Annotated in this window: 17 protein-coding genes; 9 read left to right on the plus strand and 8 right to left on the minus strand. The window is 65.6% G+C overall.

Annotated elements, in window-relative coordinates:
- Positions 1-181: 181 nt before the first annotated feature.
- Positions 182-1,204, minus strand: coding sequence for a cation diffusion facilitator family transporter (locus tag M2319_RS17805; RefSeq protein WP_264602813.1), 1,023 nt, complete (start codon positions 1,202-1,204; stop codon positions 182-184).
- Between the two features lie 181 nt (positions 1,205-1,385).
- Between M2319_RS17805 and M2319_RS17810 the strand changes: the two genes are divergently transcribed.
- The 3 genes from M2319_RS17810 to M2319_RS17820 all read left to right on the plus strand — a co-directional run bounded on the left by M2319_RS17810 (position 1,386) and on the right by M2319_RS17820 (position 6,151).
- Positions 1,386-1,805, plus strand: coding sequence for a hypothetical protein (locus M2319_RS17810; protein WP_264602814.1), 420 nt, complete (start codon positions 1,386-1,388; stop codon positions 1,803-1,805).
- A gap of 81 nt (positions 1,806-1,886) precedes the next feature.
- Positions 1,887-2,900, plus strand: coding sequence for an efflux RND transporter periplasmic adaptor subunit (locus tag M2319_RS17815; protein ID WP_264602815.1), 1,014 nt, complete (start codon positions 1,887-1,889; stop codon positions 2,898-2,900).
- Positions 2,897-6,151 (plus strand): efflux RND transporter permease subunit, encoded by a 3,255-nt coding sequence (locus M2319_RS17820; protein ID WP_264602816.1) that lies wholly within the window; start codon positions 2,897-2,899, stop codon positions 6,149-6,151. Before M2319_RS17815 ends, M2319_RS17820 begins: the two co-directional genes overlap by 4 nt.
- A 302-nt stretch (positions 6,152-6,453) precedes the next feature.
- On the opposite strand, the gene M2319_RS17825 is transcribed toward M2319_RS17820, so the two are convergent.
- Positions 6,454-7,080 carry a MarC family protein gene (locus tag M2319_RS17825; RefSeq protein WP_264602817.1) on the minus strand — a complete coding sequence of 209 codons (627 nt, stop codon included), beginning with the start codon at positions 7,078-7,080 and terminating at the stop codon, positions 6,454-6,456.
- A 327-nt stretch (positions 7,081-7,407) separates the two neighbouring features.
- Here M2319_RS17825 and gyrA point away from each other — a divergent pair, with 327 nt between their 5' ends.
- On the plus strand, positions 7,408-10,155 hold the full coding sequence (gyrA, locus tag M2319_RS17830) for a DNA gyrase subunit A (RefSeq protein ID WP_406682212.1): 2,748 nt from the start codon (positions 7,408-7,410) through the stop codon (positions 10,153-10,155).
- A 69-nt stretch (positions 10,156-10,224) separates the two neighbouring features.
- Here the strand turns inward: gyrA and M2319_RS17835 are convergent, their stop codons facing one another.
- Positions 10,225-10,563 carry a DUF1127 domain-containing protein gene (locus tag M2319_RS17835; RefSeq protein ID WP_264602819.1) on the minus strand — a complete coding sequence of 113 codons (339 nt, stop codon included), beginning with the start codon at positions 10,561-10,563 and terminating at the stop codon, positions 10,225-10,227.
- A gap of 120 nt (positions 10,564-10,683) precedes the next feature.
- On the opposite strand from M2319_RS17835, the gene gcvA reads away from it, so the two are divergent.
- Positions 10,684-11,613: a transcriptional regulator GcvA gene (gcvA, locus tag M2319_RS17840; protein ID WP_264602820.1), complete on the plus strand. Its 930-nt coding sequence runs from the start codon at positions 10,684-10,686 to the stop codon at positions 11,611-11,613.
- A gap of 46 nt (positions 11,614-11,659) precedes the next feature.
- Here the strand turns inward: gcvA and M2319_RS17845 are convergent, their stop codons facing one another.
- Complete coding sequence (locus tag M2319_RS17845) at positions 11,660-12,277, minus strand: glutathione S-transferase family protein (RefSeq protein WP_264602821.1); 618 nt, start codon at positions 12,275-12,277, stop codon at positions 11,660-11,662.
- Between the two features lie 230 nt (positions 12,278-12,507).
- Positions 12,508-13,608, minus strand: a complete 1,101-nt coding sequence (locus M2319_RS17850) for an alpha/beta hydrolase (RefSeq protein ID WP_264602822.1) — start codon at positions 13,606-13,608, stop codon at positions 12,508-12,510.
- Between the two features lie 258 nt (positions 13,609-13,866).
- Here M2319_RS17850 and M2319_RS17855 point away from each other — a divergent pair, with 258 nt between their 5' ends.
- Positions 13,867-14,760 carry a LysR family transcriptional regulator gene (locus tag M2319_RS17855; protein WP_264602823.1) on the plus strand — a complete coding sequence of 298 codons (894 nt, stop codon included), beginning with the start codon at positions 13,867-13,869 and terminating at the stop codon, positions 14,758-14,760.
- Positions 14,761-14,794: 34 nt separating this feature from the next.
- On the opposite strand, the gene M2319_RS17860 is transcribed toward M2319_RS17855, so the two are convergent.
- From M2319_RS17860 to M2319_RS17870, 3 genes are all read right to left on the minus strand, one after another.
- Positions 14,795-15,418 (minus strand): LysE family translocator, encoded by a 624-nt coding sequence (locus tag M2319_RS17860; RefSeq protein ID WP_264602824.1) that lies wholly within the window; start codon positions 15,416-15,418, stop codon positions 14,795-14,797.
- Positions 15,419-15,659: 241 nt separating this feature from the next.
- Positions 15,660-15,995, minus strand: coding sequence for a hypothetical protein (locus M2319_RS17865; protein WP_264602825.1), 336 nt, complete (start codon positions 15,993-15,995; stop codon positions 15,660-15,662).
- 159 nt (positions 15,996-16,154) lie between these two features.
- Positions 16,155-16,415, minus strand: a complete 261-nt coding sequence (locus tag M2319_RS17870; RefSeq protein WP_264602826.1) for a hypothetical protein — start codon at positions 16,413-16,415, stop codon at positions 16,155-16,157.
- Between the two features lie 202 nt (positions 16,416-16,617).
- Here M2319_RS17870 and coaD point away from each other — a divergent pair, with 202 nt between their 5' ends.
- The 3 genes from coaD (at position 16,618) to M2319_RS17885 (ending at position 18,293) form a co-directional block, all read left to right on the plus strand.
- Positions 16,618-17,121 (plus strand): pantetheine-phosphate adenylyltransferase, encoded by a 504-nt coding sequence (gene coaD, locus M2319_RS17875; protein WP_264602827.1) that lies wholly within the window; start codon positions 16,618-16,620, stop codon positions 17,119-17,121.
- A 74-nt stretch (positions 17,122-17,195) separates the two neighbouring features.
- Complete coding sequence (locus tag M2319_RS17880; protein WP_406682208.1) at positions 17,196-17,762, plus strand: peptidylprolyl isomerase; 567 nt, start codon at positions 17,196-17,198, stop codon at positions 17,760-17,762.
- A gap of 66 nt (positions 17,763-17,828) precedes the next feature.
- Entirely contained in the window at positions 17,829-18,293 is a 465-nt protein-coding gene (locus M2319_RS17885) for a peptidylprolyl isomerase (protein ID WP_454557348.1), read from the plus strand.
- Positions 18,294-18,358: the final 65 nt, after the last annotated feature.

Here is an 18,358-nt window from a genome sequence, read left to right on the forward strand (position 1 = left end):
GCAATAGGCCCCGGGTCTCCGCTTCGCTCCGCCCGGGGTGACGCGGAGTGCGTGGGACAAGGGGGGCAAAAGCATCCCGCGTCATGTGTGGGCAAGTGCAGCGAGCGCGGCAAATCGGCCGGATACTCCTTTGGGAGATAGGTCAAGACGCGGATGCGCCGCTGCCCGTCGCGTCGGCATCTTACCCCGCGGCGTTTGATCCGTCTTCTCCGGCCCCGTCATCGCCCTCCGGCGTCCCCAGCGTCATGCCTTCAATGCCGCCCTCGGCCAGTTCCGCGGCGAGCATCTTTTCGTGGTGCTGGCGCGCCTGGACCTCGATGAAGACCCGGCGGATCACCGGGAACGCCTCGCGGATCGCGATCTCCATGGCATAGACCGCTTCCTCCACCTTGCCGACCGTCAGCGTGTTCTCGAAATCGACGGAGAGCGCCAGGAGCACGTCGTTCGGCCCGCGGTGCAGGGTGCGGATCTCGTTGACCTGTTCCACCGTCGGATTGGCCTCCACGATGCGCTCGATGGCGGCGACGGTCTGCGGGTCGGCGGCCTCGCCGATCAGGAGGCCCTTGGTCTCGAAGGCGAGCAGGAAGGCGGTGCCGGCCAGGATGATGCCAATGACGATGGAGGCGGCGCCGTCGAGCCAGAGCCAGCCGGTGTATTGCATGCCGACGAGGCCGAGGAAGGCGACGAGGAGGCCGAGCATCGCCGCGGAATCCTCAAAGAGCACGGTGAAGACCGTCGGGTCCTTGGACTCGTGCACCGCCTCGATATAGCTGCGCTTGCCCTTGGTGGAGCGGAATTCCCTGAGCGCCACCCACCAGGCGACCGCCTCGAAGGCGAAGGCAAGCCCGAGGACGATGAAGTTGACCAGCGGATTGCTGACCGGGTGCGGCTCGAGCACCTTGGAGATGCCCTCGTAGATGGAGACGCCCGAGCCGACCGCGAAGATCAGGATGGCGACGACGAAGGCCCAGAAATAGAGCTCCACGCCATAGCCGAACGGGTGTTCCTCGTCGGCCGGCTGGCTGGCGTTCTTCATGCCGTAGAGCAGAAGCCCCTGGTTGCCGGTGTCGACGAGGGAATGGATGCCCTCCGACAGCATCGCCGAGGAGCCGGTGAAGGCGGCGGCGCCGAACTTGGTGACGGCGATCAGGAAATTGCCGGCAAGGGCCGCATAGATGACTGTCTTCGATCCGTGTGCGGCCATCGGTCCCGTCCTCGCGCGTTCGTGACGATTTGTGCGTTGGCACCGGCGCCTCGCGGCGCCCGTTCCCTGCTACCATTGGTTTGGAGCGTTTCGGCCGGCCGAAACGCACCGTCCTGTTTCTAACGCCCTCCGATTACAAAGGTTCAACGGCGGGCCGCAACGACTTTTCGGAAAAAGCGCCATGACCGAACGGCCAGCCCCGGCATTTTTGAAGCCCAACCGCTGCGCCTCGGCCGTGGCCCTGGCGTTCGGGCTTACAGCGGCAATCCTCCTGTCGCCCAGTGCCGCGGCCGCCGGCGAGGCCGACGTCGTCGCCGCAGAAGCCTCCAGGGATCCGTCCGGCACCTGGACCTTCCGCGTCACCGTCCGCCATGCCGACGAGGGCTGGGACCACTATGCCGACAAATGGCAGGTCCTCGGCCCCAAGGGAACGGTGCTCGCGACACGGACCCTCCACCATCCACACGTGAACGAGCAGCCCTTTACTCGCAGCCTCAGCGGCGTAAAACTGCCGGCCGGCATCGACAGCGTCACGGTCCGGGCCGGCGATTCGGTGCATGGCTTCGGCGGCCGCGAGTTCGTCGTCAAACTCGGCCCTTGAGTTTTCGGGTTCCGGTGCTCTATATAAGAAACAACTAATATGCTGGATTGGCCGCCGCGGCGGCAGCGACAGGTGGATTTCATGAAACGGACAATGCGGTGGGCTCTGGCGGCCGGACTTCTTGCCGTCCCGATGGCGGCCGGCGCGGCCCGGGCCGAAACCGAATTCAACGTCGAGCGGGTCGACGTGGTCGATCTGAAGACGGTTTATGCCGAGGTGCGCCCGATCGACACGGTGCCCGGCCGGGCCCGCATCGGCGGCACGGTGGCGACCCTCAGCGTCGACGAGGGCCAGGCAGTGAAGGCCGGCGAGGTGATCGCCATGGTCGGCGATCCCAAGCTCGCCCTGAGGCTCGATTCGCTCGCCGCCCAGATCAAGGTGGCCGAGGCCGAATACGACAACGCCGAGACCCAGTTGAAGCGCGGCCGGACGCTGATCCAGCGCGGCATCATCTCCCAGGCGAGCCTCGACGAGCTGGAAACGGCGGCCGAGGTCGCGACCCGCAAGCTCGACTCGGCCAAGGCCGAACGCTCCGTCGTGGAACAGCAACTGGCCGAAGGCGCCGTGGAAGCGCCGACCGACGGCCGCGTGCTGACGGTCCCGGTAACCACCGGCGCCGTCATCATGGCTGGCGAGACCGTCGCGACGATTGCCGCCGAAGGCTACATCCTGCGCCTGGAAGTGCCGGAGCGCCACGCCCGCTTCATGGAGGTCGGCGACAAGATCTTCGTCGCACGGCGCCAGCTCGGCGTCGAGGAGGCGGCACCCGCGACCGTCACCGGCACCATCAAGCAGGTCTATCCGGAACTGCAGAACGGCCGCGTCGTCGCCGATGCGACGGTGGAAGATCTCGGCGACTATTTCGTCGGCGAACGGGCCCTGGTGCGCGTCTCCGCCGGCCACCGCTCGACCTATGCTATCCCGGAATCCTTCGTCGAGACGCGCTACGGCATCGATTTCGTCCGGCTGAAGCGGCCGGACGGCGAGGTCGTCGACGTGGTTGTCCAGCTCGGCCGGCGCTTCCGCAAGGACGACGAGACCTTCATTGAGGTCCTGACCGGCGTTTCCGACGGCGACACGCTGGTGATGTCATGAATCTCGGCCTTTCCGGACGCCTGACCCAGGCGTTCATCCAGTCGCCGCTGACGCCGCTGCTGCTGCTCGCGGCGCTGGCCCTCGGCTTCGTTGCGCTGATGTCGGTTCCCCGCGAGGAAGAGCCGCAGATTTCCGTGCCGATGGTCGACATCTTCATCAATGCCGACGGCCTGAAGGCGCCGGACGCGGTCAAGCTCGTCACCGAGCCCCTGGAGACGGTGGTCAAGGCCATCGACGGCGTCGAGCACGTCTATTCCCAGACCTCCGACGACCGGGTGATGGTCACCGCGCGCTTCTATGTCGGCACGGATTCCGACGACGCCATCCTGCGTGTCCACGAAAAGATCCGCGCCAACCGCGACCGCATCCCCCTCGGCATCAACGAGCCGCTGATCGTCGGGCGCGGCATCGACGACGTCGCCATCGTCGTCCTGACGGTGGCGCCGAAGCCGGACTACGCGGAAAACTGGGACGACAACGCGCTCTATAATGTCGCCGAGGAATTGCGCGTCGAGGTCGCCAAGCTGCCCGATGTGGGGCTGACCTATCTCGTCGGCGGCCGCGCCGACCAGATCCGCGTCGAGCCGGATCCGGAAAAGCTGTCGCTGTTCGGCGTCACGCTGGAGCAGCTCGTCGGCAAGGTGAAGCAGGCCAACCGCTCGTTCCTGGCCGGCCGCACGCGCGACCAGAACGCCAGCATCCCGCTCGTCGCCGGCCAGACCCTGCGCGGCATTCCCGATATCGGCCTGTTGCTGATCACCACCCGCGACGGCCGCCCGGTCTATGTCCGCGACGTGGCGAAAGTCGTCGTCGACGCGGTGCCGGAGGAGCACCGGGTCTGGCACATGACCATGGGTGCGGACGGCAAGCTGACCCGCGTTCCGGCCGTCGAGGTCGCCGTCGCCAAGCGCTCCGGCGCCAATGCGGTGGTGATCGCGGAAGAGATCCTGACCCAGGTGGAACAACTGAAGGACCGGCTGGTGCCGGAGGCGCTGACCGTCGACGTCACCCGCGACTATGGCGAGACGGCGAACGAGAAGGCCAACGAACTCCTGTTCCATCTCGGCCTTGCGACCATCTCCATCGTCATCCTCGTCGGCCTCGTCATCGGCTGGCGCGAGGGCATCGTTGTCTTCATCGTCATCCCGACGACGATCCTTCTGACCATGTTCGCGGCCTGGCTGATGAACTACACCATCAACCGGGTGAGCCTCTTCGCGCTGATCTTTTCCATCGGCATCCTCGTCGACGACGCCATCGTCGTCATCGAGAACATCGCCCGCCACTGGGCGATGCGGGACGGGCGAACGCGCGTCAGCGCCGCGATCGAGGCCGTCGCTGAGGTCGGCAACCCGACCATCGTCGCCACACTGACGGTGATCGCGGCGCTGCTGCCGATGCTCTTCGTCTCCGGCCTGATGGGCCCCTATATGAGCCCGATCCCGGCCAACGCCTCGGCCGCGATGATCTTTTCCTTCTTCGTCGCCGTGATCCTGACGCCCTGGCTGATGATGAAGCTCGGCAAGCCGGAACATGCCGGCGCCCATGGCGAGGGCGGCGGCGCGCGGCCCGGCGGGGTGCTCGGCGGCGTCTTCCGCTCGGTCGCAAGGCCGATCATTGCGACCCGGTCCGGCGCCTGGATATTCCTGCTTCTCATCGGCGCGGCGACCATCGCCTCGACCCTGCTGATCTACACCAAGGACGTCACGGTCAAGCTGCTGCCCTTCGACAACAAGTCGGAGATCCAGGTCGTCGTGGACCTGCCGGAAGGGGCGAGCCTTGAGGCCACCGACCGGGTCCTGGAGATGGCCGCCGACCGGGTCGGCGGACTGCCGGAACTGGTCTCCATCCAGTCCCATGTGGGAACGGCGGCGCCCTTCAACTTCAACGGCCTGGTGCGCCACTACTACATCCGCTCCAACCCGGAGATGGGCGACCTGCAGCTCAACCTGACGCCGAAGGACGCGCGCGACCGCACCAGCCACGAGATCGCCCTGGAAGTGCGCGAGCGGCTCGCCGGCCTCGACGTGCCGGACGGCACGTCGGTCAAGGTCGTCGAAGTCCCGCCCGGCCCGCCGGTGCTGTCCACGCTGCTGGCGGAAATCTACGGCCCCGACCCGCAGACGCGGCGCGAGGTCGCCGCCAAGGTGGCGGAGGTCTTCCGCGGCGTGCCGTTCATCGTCGACGTCGACGACTCCTACGGCCGCAAGACGACCCGCCAGCGCATCCGCATCGACCAGGACAATCTGGAATACCATTCGGTCGAGGAGCAGGCCGTCTACGACGCCATCTCCGCGCTGATGGGCGGCGTCACCGTCGGCTACTCCCACCGCGGTTCCGGCCGCCATCCGGCGGAGATCGCCGTCAGGCTGCCGAAGAAGGACCTGCAGATCACCGAGCGGCTGCTGTCGACGCCGGTGCCGGCCAACGCGCTGCCCGGCAACCGATCGATCGTGGAACTCGGCGACGTCGTCGTCGTCGAAGAGGAGGAGACCTCCTACACCGTGTTCCGGCACAACGGCCGGCCGACGGAAATGATCTATGGCGAGCTTGCGGGTGATTTCGAGGCCCCGGTCTACGGCATGATGGCGGTCTCCGACCGGCTCGACGAGGTCGACTGGGGCGATGTCGGCAAGCCCGAGGTGCGGCTGCACGGCCAGCCCGACGACGAGGCGAGCCCTGTGCTCCTGTGGGACGGCGAGTGGGAGGTCACCTGGGTGACGTTCCGCGACATGGGCGCGGCCTTCGCCATCGCCATCCTTGGTATCTACGTGCTGGTCGTCGCCCAGTTCGGCTCGTTCAAGCTGCCGCTGGTCATCCTGACGCCGGTGCCGCTGACCCTGATCGGCATCATGCTCGGCCACTGGCTGTTCCACGCGCCGTTCACGGCAACCTCGATGATCGGCTTCATCGCCCTTGCCGGCATCATCGTCCGCAATTCCATCCTGCTGGTGGATTTCATTATCCATTCCCGCCAGCACGGCGGGAGCCTGCGCGACGTGCTTCTGGAGGCCGGCTCGATCCGCTTCAAGCCGATCCTCCTGACGGCCGTTGCGGCGATGATCGGTGCGGCGGTGATCCTGTTCGACCCGATTTTCCAGGGCCTCGCCATCTCGCTCCTGTTCGGCCTCGTCTCCTCCACGCTGCTGACGGTGCTCGTCATCCCGGCGATCTACATCGCCCTGCGCGACGACCACCGGCCCTTCGGCGATCCGCCGAAGACGGAAGCGGCGGAGGGCGAGGGGGCCTGAGCGATAGCGCAGAGATGCGATTGAGATCGGCCGGTGCTCTTCAGGGTGCCGGCCTTTTTCGTTTTTCGGAGGCCGCGGGAACGCATTGCGTTTCATAATGCTCGGAGCAAGCCGCCCCTGGATTGCCGCGTCGGCCTGTCGGCCTCCTCGCAATGACGTTGAAATGTTTCCGGAATCTCCATTCGCTGTCATTGCGAGCGAAGCGAAGCAATCCAGGGCGGCTTGTTCCTGCGGCCCGGTCTACGCTCGCCCGCCTAAGCAGGCGCGTCCGCCGTCCTACGCACGCGTCCGCACTGCCTAGCCTACGCCGGCATGTTCGCCAGCGACCGCACACCATCGGCGATGAACTGCACGGCCATCGCCGACAGCAGCACGCCGAGGAGCCGGGTCAGCACCATGCGGGCGGTCTCGGAAATGTAGCGGTCGAGCTTTTCGGCGATGCGGAACAGCGCATAGACCATCGCGACGACGAGGAAGATGAGGCCGAGGAGGCCGCCGAGCGCCACGAGGGACTTTGTCTGCGTGGCGAGCAGCACCGAGGCCGAGATCGAGCCCGGACCCGAGATCAGCGGGATCGCCAGCGGGAAGACCGCAAGATTGGCGGATTCGGAATGGTCGAGGACCTTTTCGGCCGTTGCCTCCTTGCGCTGCTGGCGGCGCTCGAACACCATCTCGAACGCCGTCCAGAAGAGCAGCAGCCCGCCCGCGACCCGGAACGCCGGGATCGAGACGCCGAGCAGCCCGAGGATATTGTTGCCGGCAAGCGCAAAGAGCATCAGCACGATGAGGGCAATGAGGCAGGACTGCGCGGCGATGCGGGCGCGGGTCTCTGCCGTCACCCCCGCCGTGACGGCCAGGAAGAGCGGCGCCAGCCCGATCGGATCGACGGTCACGAACAGCGTGGCAAAGGCGTTGAGGAAGAATTCCATGGCGTCCTTTTGAAGCCCGAAGGACCGGGATTGGCCGCCACAATATCAGCCACCTTTTGCGGGACAAGAAGGAGCGGGGCGCCCATGCGCGCCAAATACCCCTCGAAAAGCTTCATTCCCGGTGTCGCAAACTGGTGCGAAGATTTTGAAAATTAAAGCGATTTTACTGAAGACAATCTGCTTGGCGCAATTGCCCCGCGGCCAAGGAATCGGCTATAAACCCGTGTCACCCATCGCATAAGAGACATTTCCTTGCCGGACAGCGAAAACACGCCGCCGAAGGAATCGCTTCCTTCGGCAATCCGCCCCATCTCGATTACCGACGAGATGAAGCGCTCCTATCTCGACTACGCCATGAGCGTGATCGTCTCGCGCGCGCTGCCGGATGTCCGCGACGGCCTGAAGCCGGTGCATCGCCGCATCCTCTATTCGATGCACGAGAACGGCTATGACTGGAACAAGCCCTACCGCAAGTCGTCCCGCGTCATCGGTGACGTCATGGGTAAGTACCACCCGCACGGCGACAGCGCGATCTACGACGCGCTCGTGCGCATGGCGCAGACCTTCTCCCTGCGCCTGCCGCTGATCGACGGCCAGGGCAATTTCGGCTCCATCGACGGCGACCCCGCCGCGGCCATGCGCTACACCGAGTGCCGGCTCGCCAAGGTCTCGCACACGCTGCTCAACGACCTCGACAAGAACACGGTCGACTTCCAGGACAACTACGACAACTCCGAGACCGAGCCGACCGTGCTGCCGGCGCGGTTCCCGAATCTGCTCGTCAACGGCGCCGGCGGCATCGCCGTCGGCATGGCGACCAACATCCCGCCACACAATCTCGGCGAAGTGATCGATGCGACGATCGCAATGATCGAGGATCCGGCGATTACCCTGCCGGAACTCATGGAGATCATGCCGGGACCGGACTTCCCGACCGGTGCGACGATCCTCGGACGGTCCGGAATTCGCTCCGCCTACGAGACCGGCCGCGGCTCGGTCGTGATCCGCTCCAAGGTCGAGGTCGAGACCGTGCGCAAGGAGCGCGAGGCGCTGATCGTCTCGGCGATCCCCTACCAGGTCAACAAGACGACACTCATTGAGAAGATCGCCGAACTGGTGCGCGAGAAGCGCGTCGAGGGCATCTCCGACATCCGCGACGAGTCCGACCGCCAGGGCATGCGCATCGTCATCGAGCTGAAGCGCGACGCCGTCGCCGACGTCGTCCTCAACCAGCTCTACCGCTTCTCCCAGCTTCAAAACTCCTTCGGCGTCAACATGGTGGCGCTGAACGGCGGGCGGCCGGAACAGCTCACCCTGATCGACATCCTTACCTCCTTCATCGCGTTCCGCGAGGAGGTGGTCAGCCGGCGCACCAAATATCTGCTCGCCAAGGCCCGTGACCGCGCCCATGTGCTGGTCGGCCTGGCCATTGCCGTTGCCAATATCGACGAGGTCATCCGCCTGATCCGCAGCGCGCCGGACCCGGCGACCGCGCGGGCGCAGTTGATGGAGCGCCACTGGCCGGCAAGGGACATCGCGCCGCTGATCGAGCTCATCGACGATCCGCGCCACAAGGTCGCCGAGGACGGCACCTACCAGCTCTCCGAGGAGCAGGCCCGGGCGATCCTCGACCTGCGCCTGCAGCGCCTGACAGCGCTCGGCCGCGACGAGATCGGCGACGAGCTGGAAAAGATCGCCGCGGAGATCCGCGACTACCTCGATATCCTGCGCTCGCGGGCGCGCATTCTGGATATTGTGAAGACCGAACTGACCGAAATTCGCGACGAATTCTCCACCCCGCGCAAGACCGAGATCAGCGACGCCGTCGGCGACTTCGAGGACGAGGACCTGATCCAGCGCGAGGATATGGTCGTCACCGTCAGCCATGGCGGCTACATCAAGCGCGTGCCGCTGTCGACCTACCGGGCGCAGAAGCGGGGCGGCAAGGGCCGTTCCGGCATGTCGATGAAGGAGGAGGACTTCGTCTCCCGCCTCTTCGTCGCCAACACCCATACGCCGGTGCTGTTCTTCTCCTCGCGCGGCATCGCCTACCAGATGAAGGTCTGGCGCCTGCCGCTGGCCGCGCCCCAGGCGCGCGGCAAGGCGCTCGTCAACCTGCTGCCGCTGCAGCCGGGCGAGCGGGTGACGACGATCATGCCGCTGCCGGAGGACGAGGAGAGCTGGTCGACCCTCGACGTCGTGTTCGCCACGACCAAGGGAACGGTCCGCCGCAACAAGCTGTCCGACTTCATCGGCGTGCGCCAGAACGGCAAGATTGCCATGAAGCTCGACGAGGGCATGGACATCCTCGGCGTGGAGACCTGCACCGAGCATGACGACGTCATGCTGACGACGGCGAACGGGCGCTGCATCCGCTTCCCCGTGACCGATGTTCGCGTCTTCCAGAGCCGGGATTCCGTCGGCGTGCGCGGCATCAATCTGGGCGACGACGACACCGTCATCTCCATGTCGATCCTGCGCCACTTCGAGGCCTCGCCGGCCGAGCGCAACTCGTACCTCAAGATGCGCCGTGCGGTCGCCGGCGAGATCGGCGAGCCGCCTGAGCTCGACGGCGACGAGCCGGCCGAGGACGTCGAACTCGGTCCGGAACGCTATGCGGAAATGAGCGCCGCGGAAGAGGTCGTCCTGACGATCTCGGAAAACGGCTTCGGCAAGCGATCGTCGTCCTTCGAGTACCGGATCTCCGGGCGCGGTGGCAAGGGCATCATCGCCATGACCGTCAACGACCGCAACGGCCCCCTGGTGGCGTCTTTCGCGGTGGAAGACGGCGACCAGATCATGCTGGTCACCAATGGCGGCCACCTTATCCGCTGCCCGATCGAGGGCATTTCCATGCTCGGCCGCTCGACCCAGGGCGTGCGCGTGTTCCACACCGCCGAAGGCGAACACGTCGTCTCCGTCAGCCGCATCAGCGAGGATGACGAGATGGACGGCGAGGACGAGGACGGTGCCGAAGGCGAGGGCGATCCCGACACAGGTCCTGACGGCGACGATGAGGGCGACACCAATGGTGGCCCGGCGCCCGAAGGCGGGGAGCCGTCGACGGACGACTGAGTCCGGGCATCATTGAACCTGTCAGCGACGGCGCCGGCCCCGAGCCGTTCGACTCGACCGGCGTCGCTGTCACCACGAGCCATTTCTCATCGTCCGGCCTTTGGCGACGATTGACGGGATGTCGGCGCGCCCGAGGCCGATATCCTTGAGCTGGTAGTCGCTCAAGCGCTCCAGCGCACGGATGGCGGCCCGGCGATCGTGCCAGCGGACGACGAGGCCGATGAGGCGCCCTATCCACTTTTCGGGACCGATCTTTGCAGCAACGGCACGGATCCTGGCCTCCTTGCGCCGGATGGGGCCGTTGGCCTGGCGGGAATGGCTGTTTCCAGGGCCCGCCCACTTGGCACCATGCATCCGCGAAACGGTGTCCGCCTCCATATGAAATAGAATTTTTTGATCCAGATACATCTGTTGTTCCTTTCATCGGAGCCTGTAAACTCTGCCTGTTTCCTAAAGCTAGGGACATTTCGGCCTGCCGACAAACGAGAAGAACTGGCGTGATACATTAGATATGCTAAGGTATGAAATATGACCCGTGCCCTTCCGCCCCTGAACGCCCTGCGCGCCTTCGAAGCGGCCGCCCGCCATCTCAGCTTCAAGCTGGCGGCGGATGAGCTGAACGTGACGCCGGCAGCGGTCAGCCACCATGTGAAGGCGCTCGAAGAGGCGCTGGGTGTCGACCTGTTCCATCGGATGACGCGCGCGCTGCGCCTGACCGATGCCGGTCGGGCGGCTCTGCCGGCGCTGACGGAGGGCTTCAACAAATTGGCGGAAGGGGTGGACCAGATGCGTACCTTCCGCGAAAGCGGCCTGTTGACGGTCAGCGTCAGCCCGTCCTTCGGGTCCATGTGGCTGGTGCCGAAGCTCGACCGGTTTCGCAGCCGGCATCCCGACATCGAGATCCGGATCGACGGTACCGACCGCCTGGTCGACGTGGCCGGCGGCGAGGTGGATGTGGCGATCCGCTACGGCCCGGGCGGCTACAAGGGGCTGCAGGTCGACTATCTGTTCAGCCAGCTCAACACGCCCGTCTGCAGTCCGGCCCTCATGGAAGGGGACAACCCGCTATCGCGCCCCGAGGACCTTCGGCATCACACGCTGCTGCATATCGACTGGTCGGATGCGCAGGCGAGCTGGCGCATGTGGCTGCTGGCGGCGGGACTGCACGACATCGATGCGACCCGCGGCTTCCATTTCACGCAGGAGAGCATGGCGATAGAGGCCGCGCTGGACGGCCAGGGCGTCGCCCTCGTCGGAGACAGGCTCGTCGCAGGTCACCTGGCCGCCGGGCGGCTCGTCAGCCCGTTCAAGCCGGACCTCAACACGCCGCTGAATTTTTGCTACTACCTTTTGAGCGGAAGAGACCGCCTCGTGCGGCCGAAGGTGGCCGCATTCCGCGACTGGCTGATGGAAGAGGCCCGCGAGCAGCGCCCGGATGCCGGCGCGGACGCGGGATAGGCGGCATCCGCGGCCCGGCGGACAAGAGCTGCCGTCGCTTCCGGTCTCAGGTGAGGGGCGTCATGACGGCCTTCTGATAGGCCGGACGGTCCGAAAGCCGGACATACCAGCCTTCGAGGCGGGAAAGGCCGGGGCGGTCGATCGGCATGGAGAACCAGGCATAGGCGATGCATCCGAGCGGAATATCGCCGATGCCGAAATCCTCGCCGGAAAACCAGGGGTGCTCCTCCAGCGCCGCATCGGCCATGCCCATGAGCTGCGCGCATTGCTCCCCGCCGCGCTCCATGGCAGCGCTGTCGCGATCTTCCGCGGAGCAGCGCACGAGGTTCCAGAACAGGTCGCGGAACGGCACTGCGAAGGACAGCGATGTCCAGTCCATCCACTTGTCGGCGGCGGCCCATTGGCGCGGGTCGGCAGGCGCGAAGGGCGGCTCGCCATATCGCCGCGCCAGATAGCGGACGATGGCGTTCGATTCCCAAAGCACCAGCCCGTCATCTTCCAGGCACGGCACAAGGCCGTTGGGGTTCAGCGCCCGGTACTCCGGCGAGCCGACGATGCCGAATGCGCCTCCGGCGGGGATGTGTTCGTAGTCGAGGCCGACTTCCTCAGCGCACCACAAGACCTTGCGCACATTGGTCGAGTTCTCGCGTCCCCAGATCTTCATAAGCGATATCCTGCGTAGCGGTTTGTTTCCGACTACCGCCATTTCCGAGCGGTGGCAACGGATCAACGGTCGCCGCGCGAGACACGCTCGCCTGTCACTCGACCGATCTGCGCGTCTCAGAAAAGAAAGGGCCCAGCCAATGAAAATGACTGGGTCCCCTGAAGAAATCGCTTTGGCCGTAGGCCAACACCGCGCCCGCCGATCGCCCGGCAGACGCGGCGCGCATCGTTTTACGCCAGGTGGCTTTCGAAGAAGGACTGCAGCTTGTCGAAGGGGATGATGTCGACCTGGTCGTAGAGGTCGCAGTGGTCGGCCCCGTCGATGATCATCAGTTCCTTCGGCTCGGCCGCGGCGGCATAGGCGTCCTCGCTGAAATAGCGCGAGTGGGCCTCGGAGCCGGCGATGATCAGCGTCGGGCGCGGCGCGATCTCGTCGACATAGGTCAAGAGCGGCATGTTCATGAAGGACAGCGGGTTGGTGACGGTCCAGCCGCCGTTCGAGTTGACCGAGCGCTTGTGGTAGCCGCGCTCCGTCTTGTAGTAGCGGAAATACATCTGGATCATCGGGCTATCGATGCCGTCCAGGCTGTCGGGCAGGCCACCCGCCATCGCCGGCTCGCCGGCTTTCACGTCTTCCCAGCGCTGGCGGCTCATCTTTTCAAGGGCCGCGGCGCGCTCCTCGGCGGTCATCTTGTCGTAATAGCCCTTCGCCATCACGCGGGACATGTCATACATGCTCGCCGTTGCAACGGCCTTCACGCGCTTATCCGCGGCAACGGCGTTGAGCGCCATGCCGCCGAAGCCGCAAATGCCGATGATGCCGATCCGTTCGCGATTGACCGCATCCATGAGGCCGAGACAGTCGACCGCGGCCATGAAATCCTCGGTGTTGATGTCGGGCGAGGCGACGTCGCGCACCTCGCCGCCGCTTTCGCCCACATAGGACGGATCGAAGGCGAGCGTGATGAAGCCGCGCTCCGCCATGGTCTGGGCGTAGAGGCCGGCGGACTGTTCCTTGACCGCGCCGAACGGCCCGGCGACGGCGAGGGCCGGAAGCGGTTCCTCGCCGCGGTCCTTCGGCATGTAGAGATCGCCGACGAGGGGCACGCCATAGCGGTTCGTAAAGGACACCTTCTTGTGGTCGACCGCGTCGCTCTTGGCGAAGGTCTTGTCCCACTCAGTCCCCCAACTGACCGTGGATTGTGCGGCGGCGGGGCCGGCAAAAGAGGCGGTACCCAGCGCAGCGGCGCCGGCGCCCGCCATTTTCAAGAGAGTGCGGCGGTTGCCGTCGGGTGTATCGGTGGCTGTTTCATATCCGGCATGGTCGGTCATTGCATCGTCTCCTGACAGGTGGTGGCAAGTCTCGCACCCAATCTAGGAGCGACGCCGCAACCGGATTAGTCCGCCGCCTCCGCATGCGACCATGAGCGAAATTCATGAATGGCCGATGCGTCGGCCGCGCGGCGGCGGCTCCGCGCACGCTGCGACGGGAGCAGGGGCATGACGGCGCCAGTCGCACCATTGTGCAATTGACGAAAATAATCGCCCGATATTAATTGACCATAGTCATGAAATGCCGTGGTGCCCCGCATGCCGCGCGAAAACATCAACGATCTGAGGGCCTTCATAGCCGTCGCGCGGGAGCGGAACTTCACGCGCGCGGCCGCCAGAATGAACGTGTCGCAATCCGCGCTCAGCCATGCGATCCGCCAGCTTGAAGAGCGGCTGGGCGTGCGCCTGCTGACGCGCACCACCCGCGCCGTCGCCCCGACCGAGGCCGGGCAGCGGCTCCTCGACGGCATTGCCCACCATTTGGAGGAAATCGACGCCCAGGTCGAGGCCCTTGGCGCGCTGCGCGACATGCCGGCAGGCACGGTGCGCCTTGTCTCCTCCGACCTCGGCATCAGCCAGGTGCTGTGGCCGAAGCTGAGCCCGTTCCTGAAGAAAAACCCCGACATCAGGGTCGAGATCACCCTCGACAACGGGTTCAACGACATCGTCTCGGACGGCTTCGATGCCGGCGTGCGGCGCGGCGAGCACCTGGCGCGCGACATGATCTCCACGCGGATCGGGCCGGATCTGCGCTACATCGTCGTCGCCGCGCCCGAGGTCTTCGAGGCTCACCCGCGCCCCGAGCATCCGCGCGACCTTTCCGGGTTGCCCTGCGTCAATTTCCGGCTACCGTCGAGTGGCACGAATTTCGTCTGGGAGTTTCGCGAGGACGGCCGGGACCTGCGCGTCAAGGTCGAGGGGCAACTGGCCTTCAACAATATTTTCTATTGCCTCGATGCCGCGCTCGCAGGCTTCGGCTGTGCCTATATCTCGGTCGACCTCGCCGAGCCGCACCTGAAGGCCGGTCGCCTCGTTCAGGTGCTCGATGACTACTGCCCGTTCTGGGACGGCTTTCACCTCTATTACCCGAACCGGCGCCAGGCATCCCCGGCCTTCCGGGCCGTCCTGGAGGCGCTGCGCCACAGGACGTGAAGCATGTTCCGCCGCCGACACATGCCCGAACCCCTTATTGCCGCGCGAATGCAGAGCGGATGAGGCCGATGCCGGCAACGGCAAACAGTCCGGCGACCAGACCGTCGATCCCCCGCCGGGCCCTGGCGTAGACGCCCATGGCGCCCCGGGTGGAGAAGGCGACCGCATAACCCGCGTAGATCACGCCGCCGAGGACCATGCAGAGACCGGTCGCAAGGACGACCCCGCCGGCGCCACTGCCGTCGCCCAATCCGAGGGAGAGCACGGCCATCCACGCAAAGACCGCCTTCGGGTTGGAGAGGTTCAGAAACAGGCCGCGGAGGAAGGCGCGAGGCCTTTTCGTAATCTCTGGCGTTACTGCCCGTGGCCGCGCGGCAGAGCGCGCCGAGCCGTAGGCCAGCCAGAGGAGATAGGCTCCTCCGAGGAGCTTCATGGCCGTCAGCGCGCCGGTGGACGCCTGCAATATGGCGCCCATGCCGGCCGCGGCGACGAGCCCCCAGAATGCCAGCCCGACGGAAAGCCCCAATCCGAAGACGAGGCCCGCCCGTCGGCCGGCGCTCATCGATTGGGATATGACGGCAATCGTGGCCGGTCCCGGCGATGCCGCGGCAACGAAGAATGCGGCGGCGATGGTTGCCAGGTTTGCGATTTCGGGCATGGGACAGGTTTCTCCGGTGATCTCCGGAGGCTATGCGCAAATGCAGAAAGCGAAAAGGGTCCCATTCGCAGCGGCCGTCCCGCAAAATCGCCACTTACCGATCCACCCCAGGAAATCCGGGCAAAAAAGAACCGGCGTCTTTTTGGGACGCCGGCTGAGTCTGGGAGGTCGATGGAGCCGGACCGGAGGTCCGGCCGGGGTCGTGAGGCCGGGCGCGGGGAGCCCGGTTGGTGTAAACTCTCTAGCGCGAGGCGGTCTGCATGACCGGGACGCGCGTCAGGATCGAGGTGCGGGCGCCTTCGTCGCGCTGTTCCAGGGTGACGGTGCGAACGAACCCGTTGGTCGATTTGCCTTTGCCGGACACCCAGGACAGGCAGGCGGAGGAGACGTTCGGCCAGGTCTGGTTCTCGCAGAAGCCGGCGGTCGCAGTGGCGATCCGGTCGGTCTTCTTGGCGGCAAGCTCCGCCTGCGCGCCGACCGCCCCGGCCGTCAGGCCGCCGGCGATGGCAAACACGAGCGCAAGCACGGAAAGGGCGGCGCCGAGAGAGGCCGGGCTGTGCAGACGCTTGGCAAACATTGTCGTTCTCCCTGTTGATCCGGTAAATCCGTCTCGTCTCAATAACGATGATTGAGATGTACCGGTTCCCGCGTCCTGCCGGTGTGATCCCCGTCACGGTTTTGCCGATCCCGCATTTGGCGGCGGAATTCGGCCGATCAGGGCACCGTCAGAAAGCGCCTATCGAACGGCCACATTGACGTCGGCGATACGCTCCAGCACCGACATCTGCTTGTCCGGGTAGCGGCTCTCAACCGTCAGGAAGACCGGGCGCACGCCCGCCTCGTCGGCGGCGGCAAGGCGCTCCTTGACGACGAGCCGGTCGCCCTTGGAAATGGTCGGGATCGGCCCTGCGGAAAGGTCGCCGGCAAGGGCGACAGTGGCGGTAACGGCAAGGCCGAGAACGGCGGCCGAGCCGGCAGCAATCCGGTGAATAAACATGATGCCTCCTGACGGTCTTTTTGCCGACCGTTACGGGAAGGAGCATAGCGGGGACATCTGAATGGCTTCCTAAACAGGCATTCACCTACCGTTCAAAAACGAATCCTGGCGAAGAGCCGATTAAGCGGATCGATAAAATTCGAGCGATCGGAATGGCCGCCCCAAGCCTTGCAGCGGCGGGCCTGCAAGGGTATTCAGGCGCATGGCACTTACCGCACTTTATCCGGGCTCTTTCGATCCGGTCACCAACGGTCATCTCGACGTCCTCTTCCATGCCGTCCGGCTCGCCGACCGCGTGGTCGTGGCGATCGGCGTGCATCCGGGCAAGAAGCCGCTGTTTTCACCGGAGATCCGCGGCGAGATGATCCTGGAGGCCGCCGCCGAGCTCGGCGTTGCCGGCCGCGTCTCGGTCGTCACCTTCGACGATCTCGTCGTCGATGCGGCAAAGCGCGAGGGCGCCTCGGTCCTGATCCGCGGCCTCAGGGATGGCACCGATCTCGACTACGAAATGCAGATGGCGGGGATGAACGGGACGATGGCGCCGGACGTGCAGACGGTGTTCCTGCCGGCCTCGCCGCCGGTCCGCCACATCACCGCCACGCTTGTGCGCCAGATCGCCGGCATGGGCGGCGACATCTCCGGTTTCGTGCCGGAACAGGTCGCGGTTCGCCTGAGGGCGCGGTTTTCCGGCGCGGCACGCGACTGACGCCGTCCGCACCCTTTCGCAAGGGACGGCAACGAGCGGCCTTCACGCCGCGGGGACAAGGAACGGATTTTTCAATGACGCTTTCAATGAAGATGCTGGCGGCTGCCGCAACGCTCGCCATGGGGCTCACCATCGGCCTTGGCGGTGTGGCGAGCGCCCAGGGTGATCCCGAAAACACCATCTATCTCGACCTCAAGGACGGCCGGGTGACCATCCAGTTGCGGCCGGACCTTGCGCCGCAGCACGCCGAGCGGATCAGGACGCTCGCCCGCCAGGGCTTTTATGACGGCGTCGTCTTCCACCGGGTGATCGACGGTTTCATGGCCCAGACCGGCGATCCGACCGGCACCGGCACCGGCGGCTCCGACCTGCCGGATCTGCGGGCCGAATTCACCGACAAGGCCTCGTTCGAGCGCGGCACGCTCGGCATGGCCCGGGCCCAGGACCCGAACAGCGCCAATTCCCAGTTCTTCATCATGTTCCAGCCGGCCCCGCACCTCGATGGCCAGTACACCATCGTCGGCGAGGTCACCGACGGCATGGACCTCATCGACAACATCAAGAAGGGATCGCGGAGCGCCAACGGCATGGTCTCCGATCCCGACAAGATCGTGAAGATGAGCGTTGCCGCCGACCAGTAGGCGGCACGCCCGATTTCCCCCTATTCAGGACACACGCAAGCACGGAGGGCCGGACTTTTGGCCGATATCAAGGATCCCGAAAACACCCTGCTGATGGAGACCACCAAGGGATCGGTCACCATCGAAATGCGCCCGGATCTGGCGCCGAACCACGTTGCCCGCATCAAGGAGCTGGTCCGCGACGGCTTTTATGACGGCATCGTCTTTCACCGGGTGATCGACGGCTTCATGGCCCAGACCGGCTGCCCGCACGGCACCGGTACCGGCGGCTCGGGCAAGAACCTGAAGGCCGAGTTCAACAAGGAGCCCCATGTGCGCGGCACCTGCTCCATGGCCCGCGCCATGAGCCCGGATTCGGCCGACAGCCAGTTCTTCATCTGCTTTGCCCCGTCCTCCTGGCTCGACGGCGAATACACCGTCTGGGGCCAGGTCGTCGACGGCATGGACAATGTCGACAAGATCAAGCGCGGCGAGCCGGTCTCCAATCCGGACAAGATCGTCAGCGTCAAGGTTGCCGCCGACGCCGCCTGAGGCGCCACCGGGCGAATTTGAGAAAGCATGGTCCGGGGACGCGACGACGCTCCCGGGCCATTTCT

This window comes from Rhodobium gokarnense, assembly GCF_025961475.1.
Lineage (GTDB): Bacteria > Pseudomonadota > Alphaproteobacteria > Rhizobiales > Rhodobiaceae > Rhodobium > Rhodobium gokarnense.